Genomic DNA, 15,601 nt, shown 5'->3' with positions numbered 1-15,601 from the left:
ACTAATTCTTTTTAAAATCAAGTTGAATGAGGCCATTTTTCATCGTGATCTTTCGATTGGTTTTGGTTTCCCAATACGGGTTTTTGGAGGACACAATAATCGTCCATGTGTTCTTATCGGAAGTGATAAAATCAATAATTTCATTGGCTACTTTCTCATCCATAATATCAGTTGGATCCTCATAAAAGAGTATTTTTGGTTTATGGATAATACTTCTTGCCAACAGTATTTTTTGTGCATTGGAAGACGACAATTGTCTGCCTTCCGGATAAATACGTTGGTCTAACCCCTTTGGCAGTAATTTTATAAAAGAGGTAAGTTGCACTCCGTCAATTGCCCATTTCAAATCTTCGGAACTTACAGAGTCATCATTAAAAGTAATGTTTTCTAAAAGTGTTCCTTCAAAAGGTTTTTCTCCGTAGATTATGCTTCCTATTTGAGATCGATATTGTTTCAGGTTTATTTTTCGGAAGGTATCGTCATTGATATAAAAGGAACCAGAAGTGGGGTGGAGTAATCCGGATAAGATCCTCATTAGTGTTGTTTTTCCAGAACCATTTTCCCCGTCGATTACTATTTTTTCCCCCTGTACTATTTTCAGTGCAATATTGTTCAGTATTTCTTTATCATAATCTGGGAATTTGAAGCTAAGATTTTCAATTTCCAGAGAGATATTGGCATAGCAAACATCACTTTTAAAGCTAGTTTCTTCTTCTAATGCCAGGTCCGTTACCTGTCCTATTTTTTCAATGGAAGTTAACACGTCATAGAAAGTTTCCAGTCCAATTATTATTTTTTCCAAGGAATTAATTACCAGTAAAATGATGATTTCTGCAGCTACAAATTGCCCAATATTCATTTGTTGTGATAATACTAAAAAACCACCTATCGACAATAAACTAGTTGTAATTATAATTTTAAATACGATCAACTGACTGAATTGTTTCTTGATAATATTAAAATGTTTTTCTCTATAATTCAAATAATCGGCAACTAAAGAATTGTTTTTTTGAAGCGCATAATCGTAATTGAGTTCATTTTTAAAACTATAGCTGTTGCGCGCCATTTCTTGTAGCCAGCTTGCTACTTTGTATTTGAATTTTGATTCTTTTAAACTGGTTTCTAACCCTGATCTATAAGAAAATCGGAAGATGAAATACAAAAGAAAAAAAAGTAAAATACCAAATACAATAAAATAAGGATGGTACAAGGACAATAAAATCACCCCAAAAACAATTTGCAATAAACCTGCCGAAAAATCAATCAATAATTTTGAAGTCCCTTTTTGAATGGACATGGTATCAAAAAAACGATTGGCTAACTCCGGGGGATAACTGTTATGTAGTTCTTCAGTTTTTATTTTTGGTAACCGGGCAGCAAATTCAAACGAGGAGCGAACAAATATTTTTTGTTGTAAATTTTCTGTAATTCGAAGCTGCATTAAAGAAAGAATCCCCACTAAGGCTACACCAAAAACAACTAAAACTATTAATACAATCCACGAAGCGCTCACTCTTCCAGATTGAATAAAGTTCGTGATTGCTTGAATTCCAAGAGGCAGCGATAAACTGATCAGTCCGGCAAATATGGCGTAAAAAATTATTTGGGAGACATCTTTTTTGTCTAATTCAAGTAAATGGTAAAAACGTTTTAGAGGAGTCATAATGGTTTTGGGATTTTCTTTTTAATGTTTTTATTTCAAAACGTTTTCTGCAAGATTCAAGTAAAAATTTGTAGTGCTAACGGAATCATTACAATCTGTAATAGTTTTTAAATGTTCGGTTAGAAAATGTTGATGTAAACTGCCTTCAACTATCGTAGAAATAAGTGATTTTGCATAAGGATATTCTGGGTTTACCTCGGTTACAATACCTACAATTCGATTGATTACCCTTTTATAAATCAAGAAAAAACCTTCGCTGTTTTCTTGATCAATTTCCTTAATATATAGTGTTTTTGTGAACTCAGCAATAATAATTTTGTTTAGAACGGCTTCATTGATATGTGCTGTAGTGTTATCGTCAATTACTTTTTCGGTTACAATAGTTATCGCTTTTTTTAGTTTTTCCTTTGGATCCAAAATATTTGTAGTAGCAAAAACCAGTTTGTATTCCATCCAGCTCCAGTACCAAGAGGATAAATAAACTAAAAGTTTATGTTTGTTTTCAAAGTAACGGTATACCGAGCTTTCGTTCGATCCAATTTTCTCTCCTAATTTTTTAAAAGTAAAATTGTCGAATCCAATTTCGTCGATCAAAAGGATGCTTTGTTCTATTATTTTTTTACCTAAAGAGGAGGTTTCAGGATCCTTTACGTATATCTTTTCGTTAATTTGTATTTTTAAATTGGATAAGATGCTATTCATAATTGATATTATTTCATGCAAATATAATAGTATTACTATCAATAATGAGATTTTAACTTTTATTTATAAAAAAAAGCTACTCGACTGGAGTAGCTTTTTGAGAAAAATTATTTTAATTATTTATAGTAGGGAATGACAAGTCATTACTTCAGGTTTCTCGATCCCCATTAATTCCAAGATAGTTGGAGCGATATCGCCCAAAACTCCATCATGAATTGTTTTTAAGTCTTTGTCTACCAAAATAATTGGAACTGGATTTGTTGTGTGCGCAGTATTTGGACTTCCGTCAGGATTAATCATGGTTTCGCAGTTTCCATGATCTGCAATTACGATTGTAGTATAATTATGGGCTAATGCGGCTGTAATTACTTTTTCGACACATTTATCAACGGCTTCGCAAGCTTTTATGGCAGCACTCATAATTCCGGTGTGACCTACCATATCGCCATTGGCAAAATTAAGACATACAAAATCTACTTCTTCTTTTTCAAGTTCGGGAACTAAAGCATCAGTAAGTTCAAATGCGCTCATTTCCGGTTGCAAATCATAAGTAGCTACTTTTGGAGAATTTTTCAAGATGCGACTTTCGCCAGCAAAAGGCAATTCTCTCCCACCAGAAAAGAAGAAAGTTACGTGAGGATATTTCTCCGTTTCGGCAATACGGATTTGTTTTTTGTGTGCTTTTTCCAAAACTTCACCAAGGGTTTCGGTAATATTATCTTTATTATAAACAACTTTTACGTTTTTATACGTTTCGTCATAATTGGTAAGCGTTACATAATACAAATTCAATTTGTGCATGTTTTGCTCATGGAAATCTTGTTGCGAAAGCGCTTCGGTCAATTCTCTTCCTCTATCCGTTCTGAAATTGAAGAAAATAACAACATCATCATCTTCAATAGTAGCAAGAGGTTTGTCGTTATCATCAACCACAATCATCGGATGAATAAATTCATCGGTTACATTAGCTTCATAACTTTCTATTATCGATGCAACTGGATTTTTAGTGTGAGTACCGGTTCCGTTTACTAATAAGTCGTAAGCCAATTTTACTCTTTCCCAGCGTTTATCACGATCCATTGCATAATAACGTCCAATTACAGAAGCTATTTTCACGGTAGTATTTGCGATATAATCTTCTAAATCCTGAATGTAGTTTTTACCCGATTTTGGATCAACATCACGACCATCAGTGAAGGCGTGAACAAAAACTTTTTGTAATCCGTATTGTTGTGTTGCATCAATCAAACCACGTAAATGTGAAGTATGGGAGTGAACACCACCATCAGAAACCAATCCTAAGAAATGTACTTTTTTATTGTTTTCTTTAGCATAAGTAAAAGCATCAACTAATACTTGTTCTTTTGCCAAAGTATTATGTGCTACGGCAAGATTTATCTTGGCTAAATCCTGATATACTATTCGTCCAGCGCCAAGGTTCATGTGTCCTACTTCACTGTTTCCCATTTGTCCTTCAGGCAAACCTACATTTAGACCATCGGTTCTCAGTTGAGCACTTGGGTAATTTTTATAAAGGCTATTTATAAAGGGTACATTGGCATTATCAATTGCAGATACCTTAGGGTCAGGAGATTTTCCCCAACCGTCCAGAATCATAAGAATTACTTTTTTGTTCATTGGAATATATTTTGAGCAAAGATAAAGCATTTCTAAAAATGTTCGAAGCAATCGAAATCACTATTATTCATTCGTAAGATAACAATAACAAATAATGATAATTTTGTTGTAGAAAACGAGGTTTTCTAAAATTAATGCAACTTAGAATTTATTTTTCACTTCGTTATAATCAATAAAATAACGAATACTTATTGAGAAAATATGTTTTAGCTGATCGTTAGTCAACAAAGTTGTAACTTTTTTTCCAAAATCTTTATCGATTTCTCTTTGGAAATTAGCAGCATTATTTCTATATAAAATAGAAATTTCACTACCTGGGGCAAACCACCAGGAATAAGAAATATCACCATTCCAGGAGAAAAAACTTGAATTTTTATTTTCAGTATAATTGGAATAATCTGTTAATCTGCCGTTTTGTTCTAATGATAAAAAGTTTTTGTTTTCGGCAAAAGACCAGTAATGACGCAAGGAAAGATTAAAAGTCATTTTACTGTTGACGGAGTATTTTCCGGAAAGAGTGTTGGAATACGTAATCACATTTCTATTGGCAAAAATGATAGTGTTTGGCGTTACTGAATTTAAATCATCATTTATACTGTCTATATATCCCTTGTTGTTGTTTTGTCTAAAAAAGCTAAAGTTATAATTCAATGAGAATTTATCATTGAAACGGTATCTTGGACCTATGTCGATACCATAAGAATTTCTTCCAGGTTCACTCAAAACAGCAAATGATGGATTAATGTCAATTGCAAATCTATTATTATAATTCGAAGAAAACATAAACCATCCTCCAAATCGTTTTGGGAAAATTAAATACCTGTTTTCTGTCCTAGGCTCATAATAATCATGGGATTCAATCGGATTGGCATTTATTCCTAATCCAAAATAATGGTTTTGTTTATTGTTTGAATTAATATTAAAATTGATATTATTGCCTTGAATTTTTCCGGTCTCTTTTTGAAACTGGGTGTACATATTAATATTTGTATTGAACGTATTGAAATATTTGGTTGGGTTTAATATCCTATAATTTACATTTCCATAAATTGCATAATAGTTGGTCTCAAAATTGATTCCTAAATCATTGTTGTCGAAATTTTTTGAGAGAATTTCTGTTCCTAAACTATATCTGTATTTTCCAGAAGTCTCCGCAAAGTTTAACGATGTCGCGGTTCCTTTTTTGTCTTCAGTGTCGTTTATGTAACTGTATTTAAAATTTCCGGAAAGATTATAGGTGTTTTTCTTAGTATTTAAATCCCAAACTAATGCAGAAACATTTCCATCACGAAAACTCCCGTTTCGGGTAACATTAGTATTCACAAATGAAATTGAGGAGTTTTTGCGAAAGCGCTGATCGAGAACCAAAACATTATAATTTGCTAAGGGTTCCACCAGTTCTTTTCTTATTTCTTGAGTATCATTGTTTTGTATTGACGCATACGTTTTTTCAGTAACGGCATTTAAGATTCCTATCCCCAAACCATCTTTTGTTCTGCCGGATACTTTTAAGGCATTGATAAGATTAACGCTTGATGGATTATCAATAATTTCTTCATTACTTGCAGCAGTTGGATAATTTGACGGTTTTCCACCAATTCTTCTGGAATAAAGCAAATTTCCTTTGCTGAATAAATCCGTTCCTTCGGTGAAAAAAGGTCTGTTTTCATTAAATTGTTGTTCGAATGGACCTAAATTTAAAATCTGATCATCATATTTTGTTTGGCCAAAATCAGGAATAAGAATAGCATCAAGTGTAAAAGCATCGTTTATGCCATACTTTATATCCAGACCACCTTTGATTGTTCCGTATGTTTTTTGCTGTGAATTTGCATTTACATAAAAAGAAGAATAGGGTAAAAGAAACAGTCTGGTAGGTGTTTTTATATTTTCAATTCCTTCCAAAACTCCAGTTTGTTGTGTAAAAGTTCCAATTTTTGAATCAATAAAATTCCAGCTGTATTTATGTTTATCACGCTTTATTTCTCTAAAAAAATTGAGTCCCCAAGTCTGTTTTTTTTCACCTGAAAATCTCAAAGCCGCATACGGAATTCGCATTTCTACAACCCAACCAAAATCGGTAATAGTTGCTTTGCTTTTCCAAACAGCATCCCATGAATAATCCTCTCCATTCGTGTCCGTCGTTATGCAATCAGCTTGCCCATCTGATGCGGAGACATAAAATTGAAAATCTTGTTGCCCGTCATTAAAACCATTTACAAAAACTCCAAAAAGATCCGAAGCACCAAAGTTGTCTCTTTGTGCTATTTCTTTCATTATTTTATTAGGTTCGTCATCATACATAACTGCAGCGACATAGATGGCATCGTTATCATATAAAACTTTCACTTCTGTTTTTCTATTTTCCGGAATACCCTTTCCATTATCTGGTGCAAACATGATGAAATCCTTCGCAACTGGTAGCGATTTCCATATGTTTTCATCTAGTTTCCCATCTATAATTATATTATCCGAAATGAATTTAGTCTGTAATACTTTTTTTTGGCTGTAGCCAAGAACTGAAAACAAGAGGAAAGTTAGGAAAAGTATTTTTCTCATGATTTTTTTGATTGATGATAAAAGATGCAAAAATATAATTTAAATAATAGACTGTGTTTTTAACAAATTGTTACAGCTTTTAGAAGAAAAAGCATAATTACATTATTACGTCTGCTTCGTAGATTTGAAAAAACGATTGTTTTTGAATTTTATTTTGACAGAACAGCAAGTTGCAAAAAACTTTAAAATTTATTTTTCACCCCATTATAATCAATAAAATAGCGAAGACTAATGGAGAAAATATTAGTCAGGTTACTGTCAAAAACATTTTTGAAATTAGTGGATAAATCTTTCTGAATATTTCTATTGCTTTCTATTGCATAGTTCCGGTATAAAATTGAGATTTCACTACCTGGAGCAAACCACCAGGAATACGATAAATCAAAATTCCAAGAGTTAAAATTCCTGTTTTTATTCATAGAATAATCATTATTTTGAACTAAATACCCATTATCCTGTAAAGTAAGAAATTCATGATTTTCTGAATAGGACCAGTAATAACGTGCCGTTAAGTTCAAAGTCATTTTATTGTTAATAGCATATTTTCCCGTAAGGTCATTTTGTACTATTTCTCTATTACGCTCTGCAAAAATAATTCCGGTATTTCCTTGATCGACCCATCCTCTGTCATTTTTTTTACGGGTATAATCTAATACATAGAACAGTGAGAATTTATCATTAAACCTGTATTTTGGGCCTAAAGCGAGCCCATAAGTAATTCTCCCATCTTGGTCATATAGGGTGAAGCTTGGAGTAAAATCAAAAGTAAAAGCGTTATTGCGGTTGAATTCAGTTCCAAAATAAGAAGCGATTCTTCTGGGGATTTGTAGATACCTGCCGTATGTGCGAGGCTCATAAAAATCGAACGTTTCTAATGGATTGACCACTAAAGAAAATTCAAAATAATTGTTTTTTAGTGTAGTTGCTTTAACGATAGTTTTATACCAGCCTTCTTGTAGTTTCCCAGTAGTATTTTGTATCTCTAAATTTACTTCCTGTTCTATCTTAAATGTATTAAAAAAACGGGTTGGATTTAAAATTCTATAGCTGGCATTGGCATAGGCGTTATGATAATTGGTGTAAAAAATGATTCCTAAATCATTTATGTCATAATCCTGAGATATGTATTTCCCGGAAAGCAAGTACCGATACCTTCCACTTGTTTTTGCAAAGTTTAAGGAAGTTTTGAAACCATCATAATCTTCAATTGTGTTGATTGAACTGTATTTGAAATCGCCATATAAACTATAAGTATTTGATTTTGTATTCAAATCGAATAATAATGCCGAGACATTAGCATCTCTAAAACCTCCATTCCGAGTAGTATTTGTATTTACAAACGTAACGGACGAATTTTGATTGAAACGCTGATCAAAAACTAAAATGTTATAATTTGTAAGTGGTTCTATAACTTCTTTTCGAGTTTCATTAGTACCATTATCCCGAATAGTAGCGTATGTTTTTTTAGTGACTGCATTCAAAAAACCAACTCCTAAACCTTTTTCTGTTCGACCGGAAACTTTTACGGCATTTAGTAAATTAACCGAACTAGGATAATTTATGATTTCTTCATTAGCATCAATTGTGGGTTCTGTGCTTGGAGCTCCACCAATTCTTCTGGAATAAAATAATCCTCCTTTATTGAACAAATCGGTACCTTCTGTAAAAAAAGGTCGGTTTTCATCTAGCTTTTGTTCAAAGGGTTCAAGGTTCAAAATAGCATTGTCAAATTTTGTCTGTCCAAAATCAGGTACTAAAATGGCATCCAATGTAAAGGAATCGTTGATGCCATATTTTATATCTAAACCAGCTTTAAATGTAGTTCCTGAAGCAATATCATTTTCTTGGTAATAGGCAGATGAATAGGGAATAAAGAAAAGTCTGGTCGGTGTTTTTATATTTTTAATTCCTTCTAGAATACCTGCTTGCGGAATTACAGCACCAATTTTTGTGTCCACGTGATTCCAAGTGTATTTTTGATTGTCTCGTTTTATTTCACGCATAAAATTCAGTCCCCAAGTTTGTTTTTCTGCATTTGAAAATCGTAACGCTGCATAAGGGATTTTCATTTCGACTACCCAGCCAAAGTCGGTTATTATTGCTTTACTATCCCAAATAGCGTCCCATGTAAAATCTTCACTTTCTTCTATTGCTAAACAATCCATTTGAACTCCTGCTGAACTCACAAAAAAACGAAAATCTTGTTGTCCGTCATTAAATCCGTTGATACTAACAGAAAAGTTATCCGAAACCCCAAAAACATCACGGTTTGTAATTTCTTTTTTTATTTTATTAGGTTCATCATCATATAATAAAGCAGCAATATAAATGGCATTGTTATCATATAGCACTTTAACTTCTGTTTTCTTTTTAGAACTTATTGGTCTTCCATTATCAGGTTCAAACATTATAAAATCGGTAGCAACGGATTCTTTCTCCCAAATTTCCTCGTTAATTTTGCCATCAATAGTGATGTTTTCTGTAGTAGATTTTGCCAAAAGAACCTTTTTTTGGCTATAGGTATTGAAACTATAGAATAGTAAAAAAAATAGTGCTGTAGATTGAAATTTGGACATAAATTGTGAGTGTATCAAAACAAAAATAACAAAATTAACATAGTAAGTGATTTTTTTGTGAATTTTTACTCAATATTTCCCTCCCTTATCCGTTTTAGTTGGACTAAAGTTTTGTTAAATTATTTTCAATTACTATTTTTTGACGTAGGTTTGCAATCCCGAATTAATCTATAACTTAAAGACAACCAATGATTTATAAGATATTTCCTGCTATTTTGTTTATGCTGCTTTCGTTCTCGCCGAGCAAAGCAAGTTTTTCTGAGTCAAAGACTGTTAAGTCTGCTGTTTATGCCAAAACGGTAAAATCTAGCGTTGAAGCCAATATTGAAATGGCTTATAATAATTTACATTCCAATGAATTTCTTTTGCCTAAATTAGAAAGTTTTTCAGAAGCTTTAAAAGGATACTATTTGTTGAAAGAAAAAGGTTTAATCCAGAAAGACATTTTAACCTTAGTCGATTTTAGTTTGTCATCCAATACTAAAAGACTTTGGGTAATTAACTTGACAACAGGTGAAATCTTGTTCAATACTCTTGTGGCACATGGAAGAAATACAGGCGATGAATTTGCTTCTGCTTTTTCAAACTCAGCGGAATCGTATAAAAGCAGTTTAGGATTTTATGCAACAGGTGAAATCTATAGCGGTAAACATGGAATGTCACTAAAATTAGATGGCTTAGAAAAAGGTGTAAATGACAATGCAAGAGCAAGAGGTGTAGTTATGCATGCAGCCGAATATGTTTCTAATTCATTTATAAAAAACAACCATAGATTGGGCAGAAGTCAAGGTTGTCCAGCGGTACCGGTAGCGTTGTCTAAAGAAATTATCAGTACAATAAAAAACAAATCATGTTTGTTTATTTATCACCCTTCAAGAGCTTTTAAATTGGCTTCAGAGTTAGTTTCTTAATTTGTTATACAAATTGGCATCAAGATTATAAATATCATCTCTGAAAATCAATTTATTGTTTTCACTCCAAGCTGTCCAATACAATAAATGAAAGGAAACATCTTCCTTTATTTTGACAAATTTTGTTCTTTCGTTTTGTAATATGGTTGTGATTTTTTCCAGATCCCAATTGACTGGATCGTTCAGTAAATATTCTGTTAATTCCAGTGGATTGTCAACTCTAACGCAACCGGAACTCAACGAGCGATCTATTTTGTCAAAATAATCCCTGTGATTTGTATCATGTAAATAAACAGAGAAGCGATTTGGAAAAATAATTTTCACCATACCGAGCGAGTTAAAAGTTCCCGGACTTTGAACATATCGATACGTTTCGGCTTGGGATAATTGCCACTCATAAGGATCTACTATTCTTCCATTACTATCATATACTGTAATGTTTGAATTTGTTAAATAGCTTCGGCTTTTCAAAACAGCCGGAATAACATCTTCTCTCAAAATAGTGGGCGGAACAGTCCAAGTTGGATTAAAAACTACCTGAGTTAATTTGGAACTTAGGATTGGTGTTTTTCTTTTTGCTCTTCCCACGATTACTCTGTGTGTTCTCAATGTATCTTTGTCTTTAACTAATGTCAATTTATAGTCTGGGATATTTATGATTACGTATTCTTTTCCCATCTCTTTTGGATACCATTTCCAGCGTTCGAGATTGGCAATGATTTGATGGATCCGTTGTTGTTTTGAAAAATTGAGCGAAGCAATTGTTACTTCTCTAATAATTTCGTCAGTAGCTAAACCATGGCGAGTTTGAAACCTTTTTACCGCCATTACAGTTTCTTCGTCATAAACTGGTGTCAAACTATCTTTAAGTTGTAAATCTTTCCAATAAATCAATCTTTTTTTAATGTCAATTAGGGAAGGATTAGTGTCATTTGGAGTAATGTTCCCTGCAATTTTTAAATTTTTAAAGTTTTCTTTGGGGAAAGTACTAATTAGTTTAAGTGCTTTTTTTAATTTTTTGTAAACAAGATGATTGGGTTTTAATTGTTCTATTTTATAGATTAACGAGTCGCTGTTCAACAATTGGGCAACCGTTTCATTTATATCAATGTGGTTTTCTTTTAAGTCCCAGTTTTTATATAATTTTCTTGGGTCTAATGTTCCGTTAGTTAAATGTGAAATGTATTTTTGTAAACTAGAGGTCAGTAAAACATCATATGTCGCTAAATCCACAGAGTCTAGAGTTGCTAATTTTTTTTCGAAATTACTTAATGCCTTTACTTTGTAATTTTCTGGATTTAATCCCTCTTCATCAGATGTAAGGAGTTCCTCTAAAATTATTTTTCTCTTCTTGTCAGATTGCCAAACGGTTCTATATTCAGTGGATTTATAGAAATCAGTGAGTATTTTGCTATCAAAGGAAATTAGTAAAGCAGAGTCAATTTTAATTGATTTTCCTTCAGGTTGAACACGGGGTTTTGAAGCCTCTTTTTCTAAGACCACTTCGCTTTTTAGTGCTTCTTTTTTACAACTAATCACGATGTATAATAATAGTATTAGAAATAATTTATTCACTATTCATTGTTTTAAACATGATAACGTGTTCTCCAATTCCTTTTATTTCAAAAGGTAACCCTTTTACTTGATATCCCATTTTTTCATAGAAACGAATTGCTTCTTTTCTGGCATTGAACCAAATTAAATTTGCGTTTTGGTCTGAACAATGTTTCTCGGAATTGAGAATGAGTTTTTCGCCAAAACCCTTTTTTTGATATTCTTTCAAAACCGCCATTCCCCGAATTTGAAACTGTTTTTCTGCAACAAATGAATTATTTTTCGCTTCGAATGTTGAAATAACACCAATCAGATTGTTCTGGTCAAGTAAGCCAAAATGAATCGTAGTTTCTAGATTGTCGCCATCGAAATGACAACTATCGATTGATTTATCGGCTCGACGGACAGGATATCTTACTGGAAATGTCTCCAAAGCAGAGATTTGTTTGATATTTTGTATTTTTTTTCAAAGATTTTTTAGGCTTAATAAAGGTATAATATTTTCATAATAAATTCTTTATGATTTACAGATGCTTTATTAAAAAATATTGTGAGGAGAAGATTGTGATTTTTCAGAAAAAAAACTTGCATTGAAGCAGAATTATTATTTATATTTGCACCGTTGTTAATGCGAAAGTAGCTCAGTTGGTAGAGCTCCAGCCTTCCAAGCTGGTTGTCGCGAGTTCGAGCCTCGTCTTTCGCTCTAAACCTCAAATTTTTGGTTTGAGGTTTTTTATTTAAATTTTGTCATGCGAAAGTAGCTCAGTTGGTAGAGCTCCAGCCTTCCAAGCTGGTTGTCGCGAGTTCGAGCCTCGTCTTTCGCTCTTCAAAGCCGAAACTTAATTGTTTCGGCTTTTTTATTTAGGATCAATCCGTTTCTGAATTATTTTATAAAACTCAAATCACTTCCGCTTTCTAATTCTTCAGGAACTTGGTTTTGTCTAAAAAGTCTCGCGGATAAATTGCCTCTTAAAGTTATTTTTTCGCCTTTAACGTCTAACCAGCTTCCTTCTCGCAATCCTAAAACAGGAACGGTATTAAATGCATGAAATTCTTTGATTCGGGTTTCGCGCGTTTCGCCCATGTGTGTTGATTGTTTATCAGCATCTAAATAATGTGGATTCAAATTAAAAGGAATTAATCCCAATGTTTGAAAACTAGGAGGATAAATAATAGGCATGTCATTCGTGGTTTGCATCGTCAGTCCGCAAATATTACTTCCGGCACTCGTTCCTAAATAAGGAGTTCCTGCTTTAACGGAGTCGGCAAGAACGGTCATGATTTTGTTTTTATACAATTGTGAAACCAATAAAAAAGTATTCCCACCACCTGTAAAAATCCCTTCTGCATTTTGGATTGCTTCAGTAGCATTTTCAAATTCATGGATTCCTTTTACGGTTTTATTTATTTTGGCAAAAGCCAAAGCAACTTTTGAGGTATATTCCTCATGTGAAATACCACCTGAACGAGCATAAGGGATAAAAAGTATCGTTTTGCAATTTAGAAAATGTAAGCTTAATTTAGGTAATAAATAGTCTAGATAGTCCCCACTATGAAGGGTAGATGTACTGGCGATAAGTATGTTTCTCATTGTGTTTCTTGTGAAAATAGTTTGTGTTAAAGGTATAAAATTGTCTATTTTAATGTTGTGTTTTACTTTTTTTAATTAACATATTTTTATCAAGTCATTAGTAATTAATTTTGAAGAGAGTAAGATACTTTTACAATATGTCAATAATCGAAATTTGATTGTCATCTGATGAGTAGAGTGGTTTGTCTTTTTTTATTTTAGTTGCTTCTAAAGCCTTTGCGCAAGAAACTGCTCCGGTTAAACTAAACGGTAAAGTAATTGCAGACATGTCTAATCTGGAAGGTATTTATGTTATAAATTTAAAAACTGAAAAAGCTGTAATTACTGAAAAAGCAGGCTATTTTTCAATAGCAGCAGTTGTGGGAGACACACTTCTGTTTTCGGCAGTTCAGTTTAAAGGAATTCGAATCGTATTGACCCAAAAACATTTTGAAAATGATTTTCTTTTAGTGAAAATGGATCCCATCATGAATCAATTAAAAGAAGTTATAGTGAGAAGAGGGTACGATAATATCAATGCAGTTTCGCTTGGTATAATCCCAAAAGGGCAGAGATCCTATACAGAGGCAGAACGTAAACTATATACCGCAACGGATTTTAATGCAGCTGCAAGTTTGTCTGGAATGGCTGGTGGTTCAATTTCGGCAGATCCGTTACTCAATTTTATTTCAGGAAGAACCGGTATGCTTAAAAAACAATTGGAAGTAGAGAAAAAAGAGTCCTATTTAAAACAATTAGAGCGACTCTTTGATATTGACCATTTTGTAAATAAATTAAAAATTCCTTCTGAATATGTAAAAGGATTTGAATATTTTGCAGTTGAAAATACTAAATTCACCAAAATTTTGGATTCGAAGAACGTAACAACCATTGAATTTTTATTAGGTGAATTAGCCACAAAATATAACGAAATAATTGCCAGTGAAAATAAATAATATACTACTGCTGATTTTATTTTTTATAGTCACTGCCACTTTTGGTCAAACTAGTCTTGAAAAAGAAATCCAGGGGAAAATCACTTCTGATACAACCACTGTTGAAGGAATAAATATTGTTAATTCATCTACTGAAAAAGCGACTGCAACGGATAAGAATGGTTTGTTTTCGCTATTTGTAAAAGAGGGGGATGTTTTGGTTTTTTCTGCTTTAAATCTTGTAACTTTACGTAGAAGAATAAATAAGGAAGATTTACAGCAGGTTATTCTTAAGATTCAAATGGCTCCAAAAAGCATTGAACTTAAAGAAGTTATTGTCAATGAAAATTCACAAATAACGGCCGAGAACGTAGGTATTATTCCTTATGGTCAAAAAAAATATACATCAGCTGAGCGGAAATTATATACTGCAACTTCCGGTGGTGGAATCGATGGATTGCTAAATACGATTTCGGGGCGTAAAGCAATGCTTAAAAAAGAAATTGCGGTAGAGAATAAAGAACAATCACTGAACAGACTTGCACCGCTTTTTGAAGATAAATATTATACAGAAACCTTGAAAATTTCGGCTGATTATGTCAAAGATTTTCAATATTATTGTGTTGATGATACCAGTTTTACTGCGGCATTGAAATCTAGAAATAAAACATTGATAGCGTTTTTGATTGTTGGATTGTCTGAAAACTATAATAAAATCATTACAAATGAAAAATAAAATCGTAATACTGGTTTTGTGTTTGTGTTGTCAATTTTGTTTTAGTCAGTTGACAAGAAAAACTTTGTATGGTCAAGTGGTAAATGATTCAATCAAGTTAGAAAATGGGATTGTTTTTAATGTGAATTCTAAGACAGGAACGGTCATCAATCAAAAAGGGTTTTTTAGTATTTTGGCAAAAGCCAAAGACACATTGGTTTTTTCTGGCTTAGCCTTTAAATCCAAGAAAATAGTTATTACTGAAAAAGAAATGTCTACTCCATTATTAAGAGTGAAATTGGATGCATTTGTCAATCTGTTACCTGAACTATTGGTTTCCGGAAAGAAAAACCTAAACCCAATTTCAGGGAATTCGCAAAAATATGTTGATATGCAATATTTTGACGATGAGAAGTCTTCTCCAAAAAACAGAACGATGCCATCTGACGGAAGTATTGAATACGGCATGAATTTTGTTCGAATTTACAAAGATGTATTGAAAATTTTAAGAAAGAACAATCCTGAAAGAACTGATTTCACAACCGACAAAAGTTTTACGGAGCTAACAATGAATAAAGTTGGTTATTCCTTTTTCACCAACACATTGAAGTTAAATGATGATGAAATAGGTCTTTTTCTTATTTTTTGTGAAAATGATTCTAAATCAAAGGCATTTATGAAGTCAGACGATGAGTTTCAATTTATGGATTTTCTGGTTACTAAAAACAAAGAATTTAAAAGAATCACTACTTTTGAAAAATGAAATCGCCATGATTCC

At 32.6% G+C, this 15,601-nt stretch carries 12 protein-coding genes and 2 tRNA genes; 6 read left to right on the top strand and 8 right to left on the bottom strand.

Going from position 1 to position 15,601, the window contains the following annotated elements; genetic code table 11:
- Nucleotide 1 precedes the first annotated feature (1 nt).
- From ACM55M_RS08310 to ACM55M_RS08290, 5 genes are all read right to left on the bottom strand, one after another.
- On the bottom strand, nt 2–1,663 hold the full coding sequence (locus ACM55M_RS08310) for a peptidase domain-containing ABC transporter (RefSeq protein WP_416857083.1): 1,662 nt from the start codon (nt 1,661–1,663) through the stop codon (nt 2–4).
- 30 nt (nt 1,664–1,693) lie between these two features.
- Nucleotides 1,694–2,365, bottom strand: a complete 672-nt coding sequence (locus ACM55M_RS08305; RefSeq protein ID WP_416857081.1) for a TetR/AcrR family transcriptional regulator — start codon at nt 2,363–2,365, stop codon at nt 1,694–1,696.
- 120 nt (nt 2,366–2,485) lie between these two features.
- Nucleotides 2,486–4,003 (bottom strand): 2,3-bisphosphoglycerate-independent phosphoglycerate mutase, encoded by a 1,518-nt coding sequence (gene gpmI / locus ACM55M_RS08300; RefSeq protein ID WP_416857080.1) that lies wholly within the window; start codon nt 4,001–4,003, stop codon nt 2,486–2,488.
- Between the two features lie 141 nt (nt 4,004–4,144).
- Nucleotides 4,145–6,562: a DUF5916 domain-containing protein gene (locus ACM55M_RS08295; RefSeq protein ID WP_416857079.1), complete on the bottom strand. Its 2,418-nt coding sequence runs from the start codon at nt 6,560–6,562 to the stop codon at nt 4,145–4,147.
- 182 nt (nt 6,563–6,744) lie between these two features.
- On the bottom strand, nt 6,745–9,138 hold the full coding sequence (locus tag ACM55M_RS08290) for a DUF5916 domain-containing protein (protein ID WP_416857078.1): 2,394 nt from the start codon (nt 9,136–9,138) through the stop codon (nt 6,745–6,747).
- Nucleotides 9,139–9,326: 188 nt separating this feature from the next.
- Between ACM55M_RS08290 and ACM55M_RS08285 the strand changes: the two genes are divergently transcribed.
- Complete coding sequence (locus tag ACM55M_RS08285) at nt 9,327–10,049, top strand: murein L,D-transpeptidase catalytic domain family protein (protein WP_416857077.1); 723 nt, start codon at nt 9,327–9,329, stop codon at nt 10,047–10,049.
- Here the strand turns inward: ACM55M_RS08285 and ACM55M_RS08280 are convergent.
- Nucleotides 10,038–11,624 (bottom strand): L,D-transpeptidase family protein, encoded by a 1,587-nt coding sequence (locus ACM55M_RS08280; protein WP_416857076.1) that lies wholly within the window; start codon nt 11,622–11,624, stop codon nt 10,038–10,040. The two genes, ACM55M_RS08285 and ACM55M_RS08280, sit on opposite strands and share 12 nt — an antisense overlap.
- The gene (locus tag ACM55M_RS08275; protein WP_416857075.1) at nt 11,617–12,036 is read right to left on the bottom strand and encodes a GNAT family N-acetyltransferase; all 420 of its coding nucleotides are present in this window, start codon (nt 12,034–12,036) and stop codon (nt 11,617–11,619) included. Before ACM55M_RS08275 ends, ACM55M_RS08280 begins: the two co-directional genes overlap by 8 nt.
- A 197-nt stretch (nt 12,037–12,233) precedes the next feature.
- Here ACM55M_RS08275 and ACM55M_RS08270 point away from each other — a divergent pair.
- Together ACM55M_RS08270 and ACM55M_RS08265 are read left to right on the top strand one after the other, a co-directional pair.
- A tRNA-Gly gene (locus ACM55M_RS08270) sits at nt 12,234–12,306 on the top strand.
- Between the two features lie 48 nt (nt 12,307–12,354).
- Nucleotides 12,355–12,427, top strand: a tRNA-Gly gene (locus ACM55M_RS08265).
- Between the two features lie 59 nt (nt 12,428–12,486).
- On the opposite strand, the gene pepE is transcribed toward ACM55M_RS08265, so the two are convergent.
- Nucleotides 12,487–13,194 (bottom strand): dipeptidase PepE, encoded by a 708-nt coding sequence (gene pepE / locus ACM55M_RS08260; RefSeq protein WP_416857074.1) that lies wholly within the window; start codon nt 13,192–13,194, stop codon nt 12,487–12,489.
- Between the two features lie 182 nt (nt 13,195–13,376).
- Between pepE and ACM55M_RS08255 the strand changes: the two genes are divergently transcribed.
- From ACM55M_RS08255 to ACM55M_RS08245, 3 genes are read left to right on the top strand one after another with little or no spacing between them, the layout of a single operon-like run.
- Nucleotides 13,377–14,129, top strand: a complete 753-nt coding sequence (locus ACM55M_RS08255) for a hypothetical protein (protein WP_416857073.1) — start codon at nt 13,377–13,379, stop codon at nt 14,127–14,129.
- Nucleotides 14,116–14,844, top strand: a complete 729-nt coding sequence (locus ACM55M_RS08250; protein ID WP_416857072.1) for a carboxypeptidase-like regulatory domain-containing protein — start codon at nt 14,116–14,118, stop codon at nt 14,842–14,844. The genes ACM55M_RS08255 and ACM55M_RS08250 overlap by 14 nt, the downstream gene beginning before the upstream one ends.
- The gene (locus ACM55M_RS08245) at nt 14,834–15,586 is read left to right on the top strand and encodes a peptidase associated/transthyretin-like domain-containing protein (protein ID WP_416857071.1); all 753 of its coding nucleotides are present in this window, start codon (nt 14,834–14,836) and stop codon (nt 15,584–15,586) included. The genes ACM55M_RS08250 and ACM55M_RS08245 overlap by 11 nt, the downstream gene beginning before the upstream one ends.
- Nucleotides 15,587–15,601: the final 15 nt, after the last annotated feature.

Source organism: Flavobacterium galactosi (assembly GCF_048158585.1).
Taxonomy (GTDB): domain Bacteria; phylum Bacteroidota; class Bacteroidia; order Flavobacteriales; family Flavobacteriaceae; genus Flavobacterium; species Flavobacterium galactosi.
Note: the sequence above shows the minus strand (reverse complement) of the source record. Positions and strands in the feature narration are given on the sequence as shown.

Excerpts from the sequence above, each read along its gene's own strand:
- ACM55M_RS08310 (WP_416857083.1), bottom strand. The coding sequence starts at position 1,663 with ATGACTCCTCTAAAACGTTTTTACCATTTACTTGAATTAGACAAAAAA.
- ACM55M_RS08305 (WP_416857081.1), bottom strand. The coding sequence starts at position 2,365 with ATGAATAGCATCTTATCCAATTTAAAAATACAAATTAACGAAAAGATA.
- gpmI (WP_416857080.1), bottom strand. The coding sequence starts at position 4,003 with ATGAACAAAAAAGTAATTCTTATGATTCTGGACGGTTGGGGAAAATCT.
- ACM55M_RS08295 (WP_416857079.1), bottom strand. The coding sequence starts at position 6,562 with ATGAGAAAAATACTTTTCCTAACTTTCCTCTTGTTTTCAGTTCTTGGC.
- ACM55M_RS08290 (WP_416857078.1), bottom strand. The coding sequence starts at position 9,138 with ATGTCCAAATTTCAATCTACAGCACTATTTTTTTTACTATTCTATAGT.
- ACM55M_RS08285 (WP_416857077.1), top strand. The coding sequence starts at position 9,327 with ATGATTTATAAGATATTTCCTGCTATTTTGTTTATGCTGCTTTCGTTC.
- pepE (WP_416857074.1), bottom strand. The coding sequence starts at position 13,194 with ATGAGAAACATACTTATCGCCAGTACATCTACCCTTCATAGTGGGGAC.
- ACM55M_RS08245 (WP_416857071.1), top strand. The coding sequence starts at position 14,834 with ATGAAAAATAAAATCGTAATACTGGTTTTGTGTTTGTGTTGTCAATTT.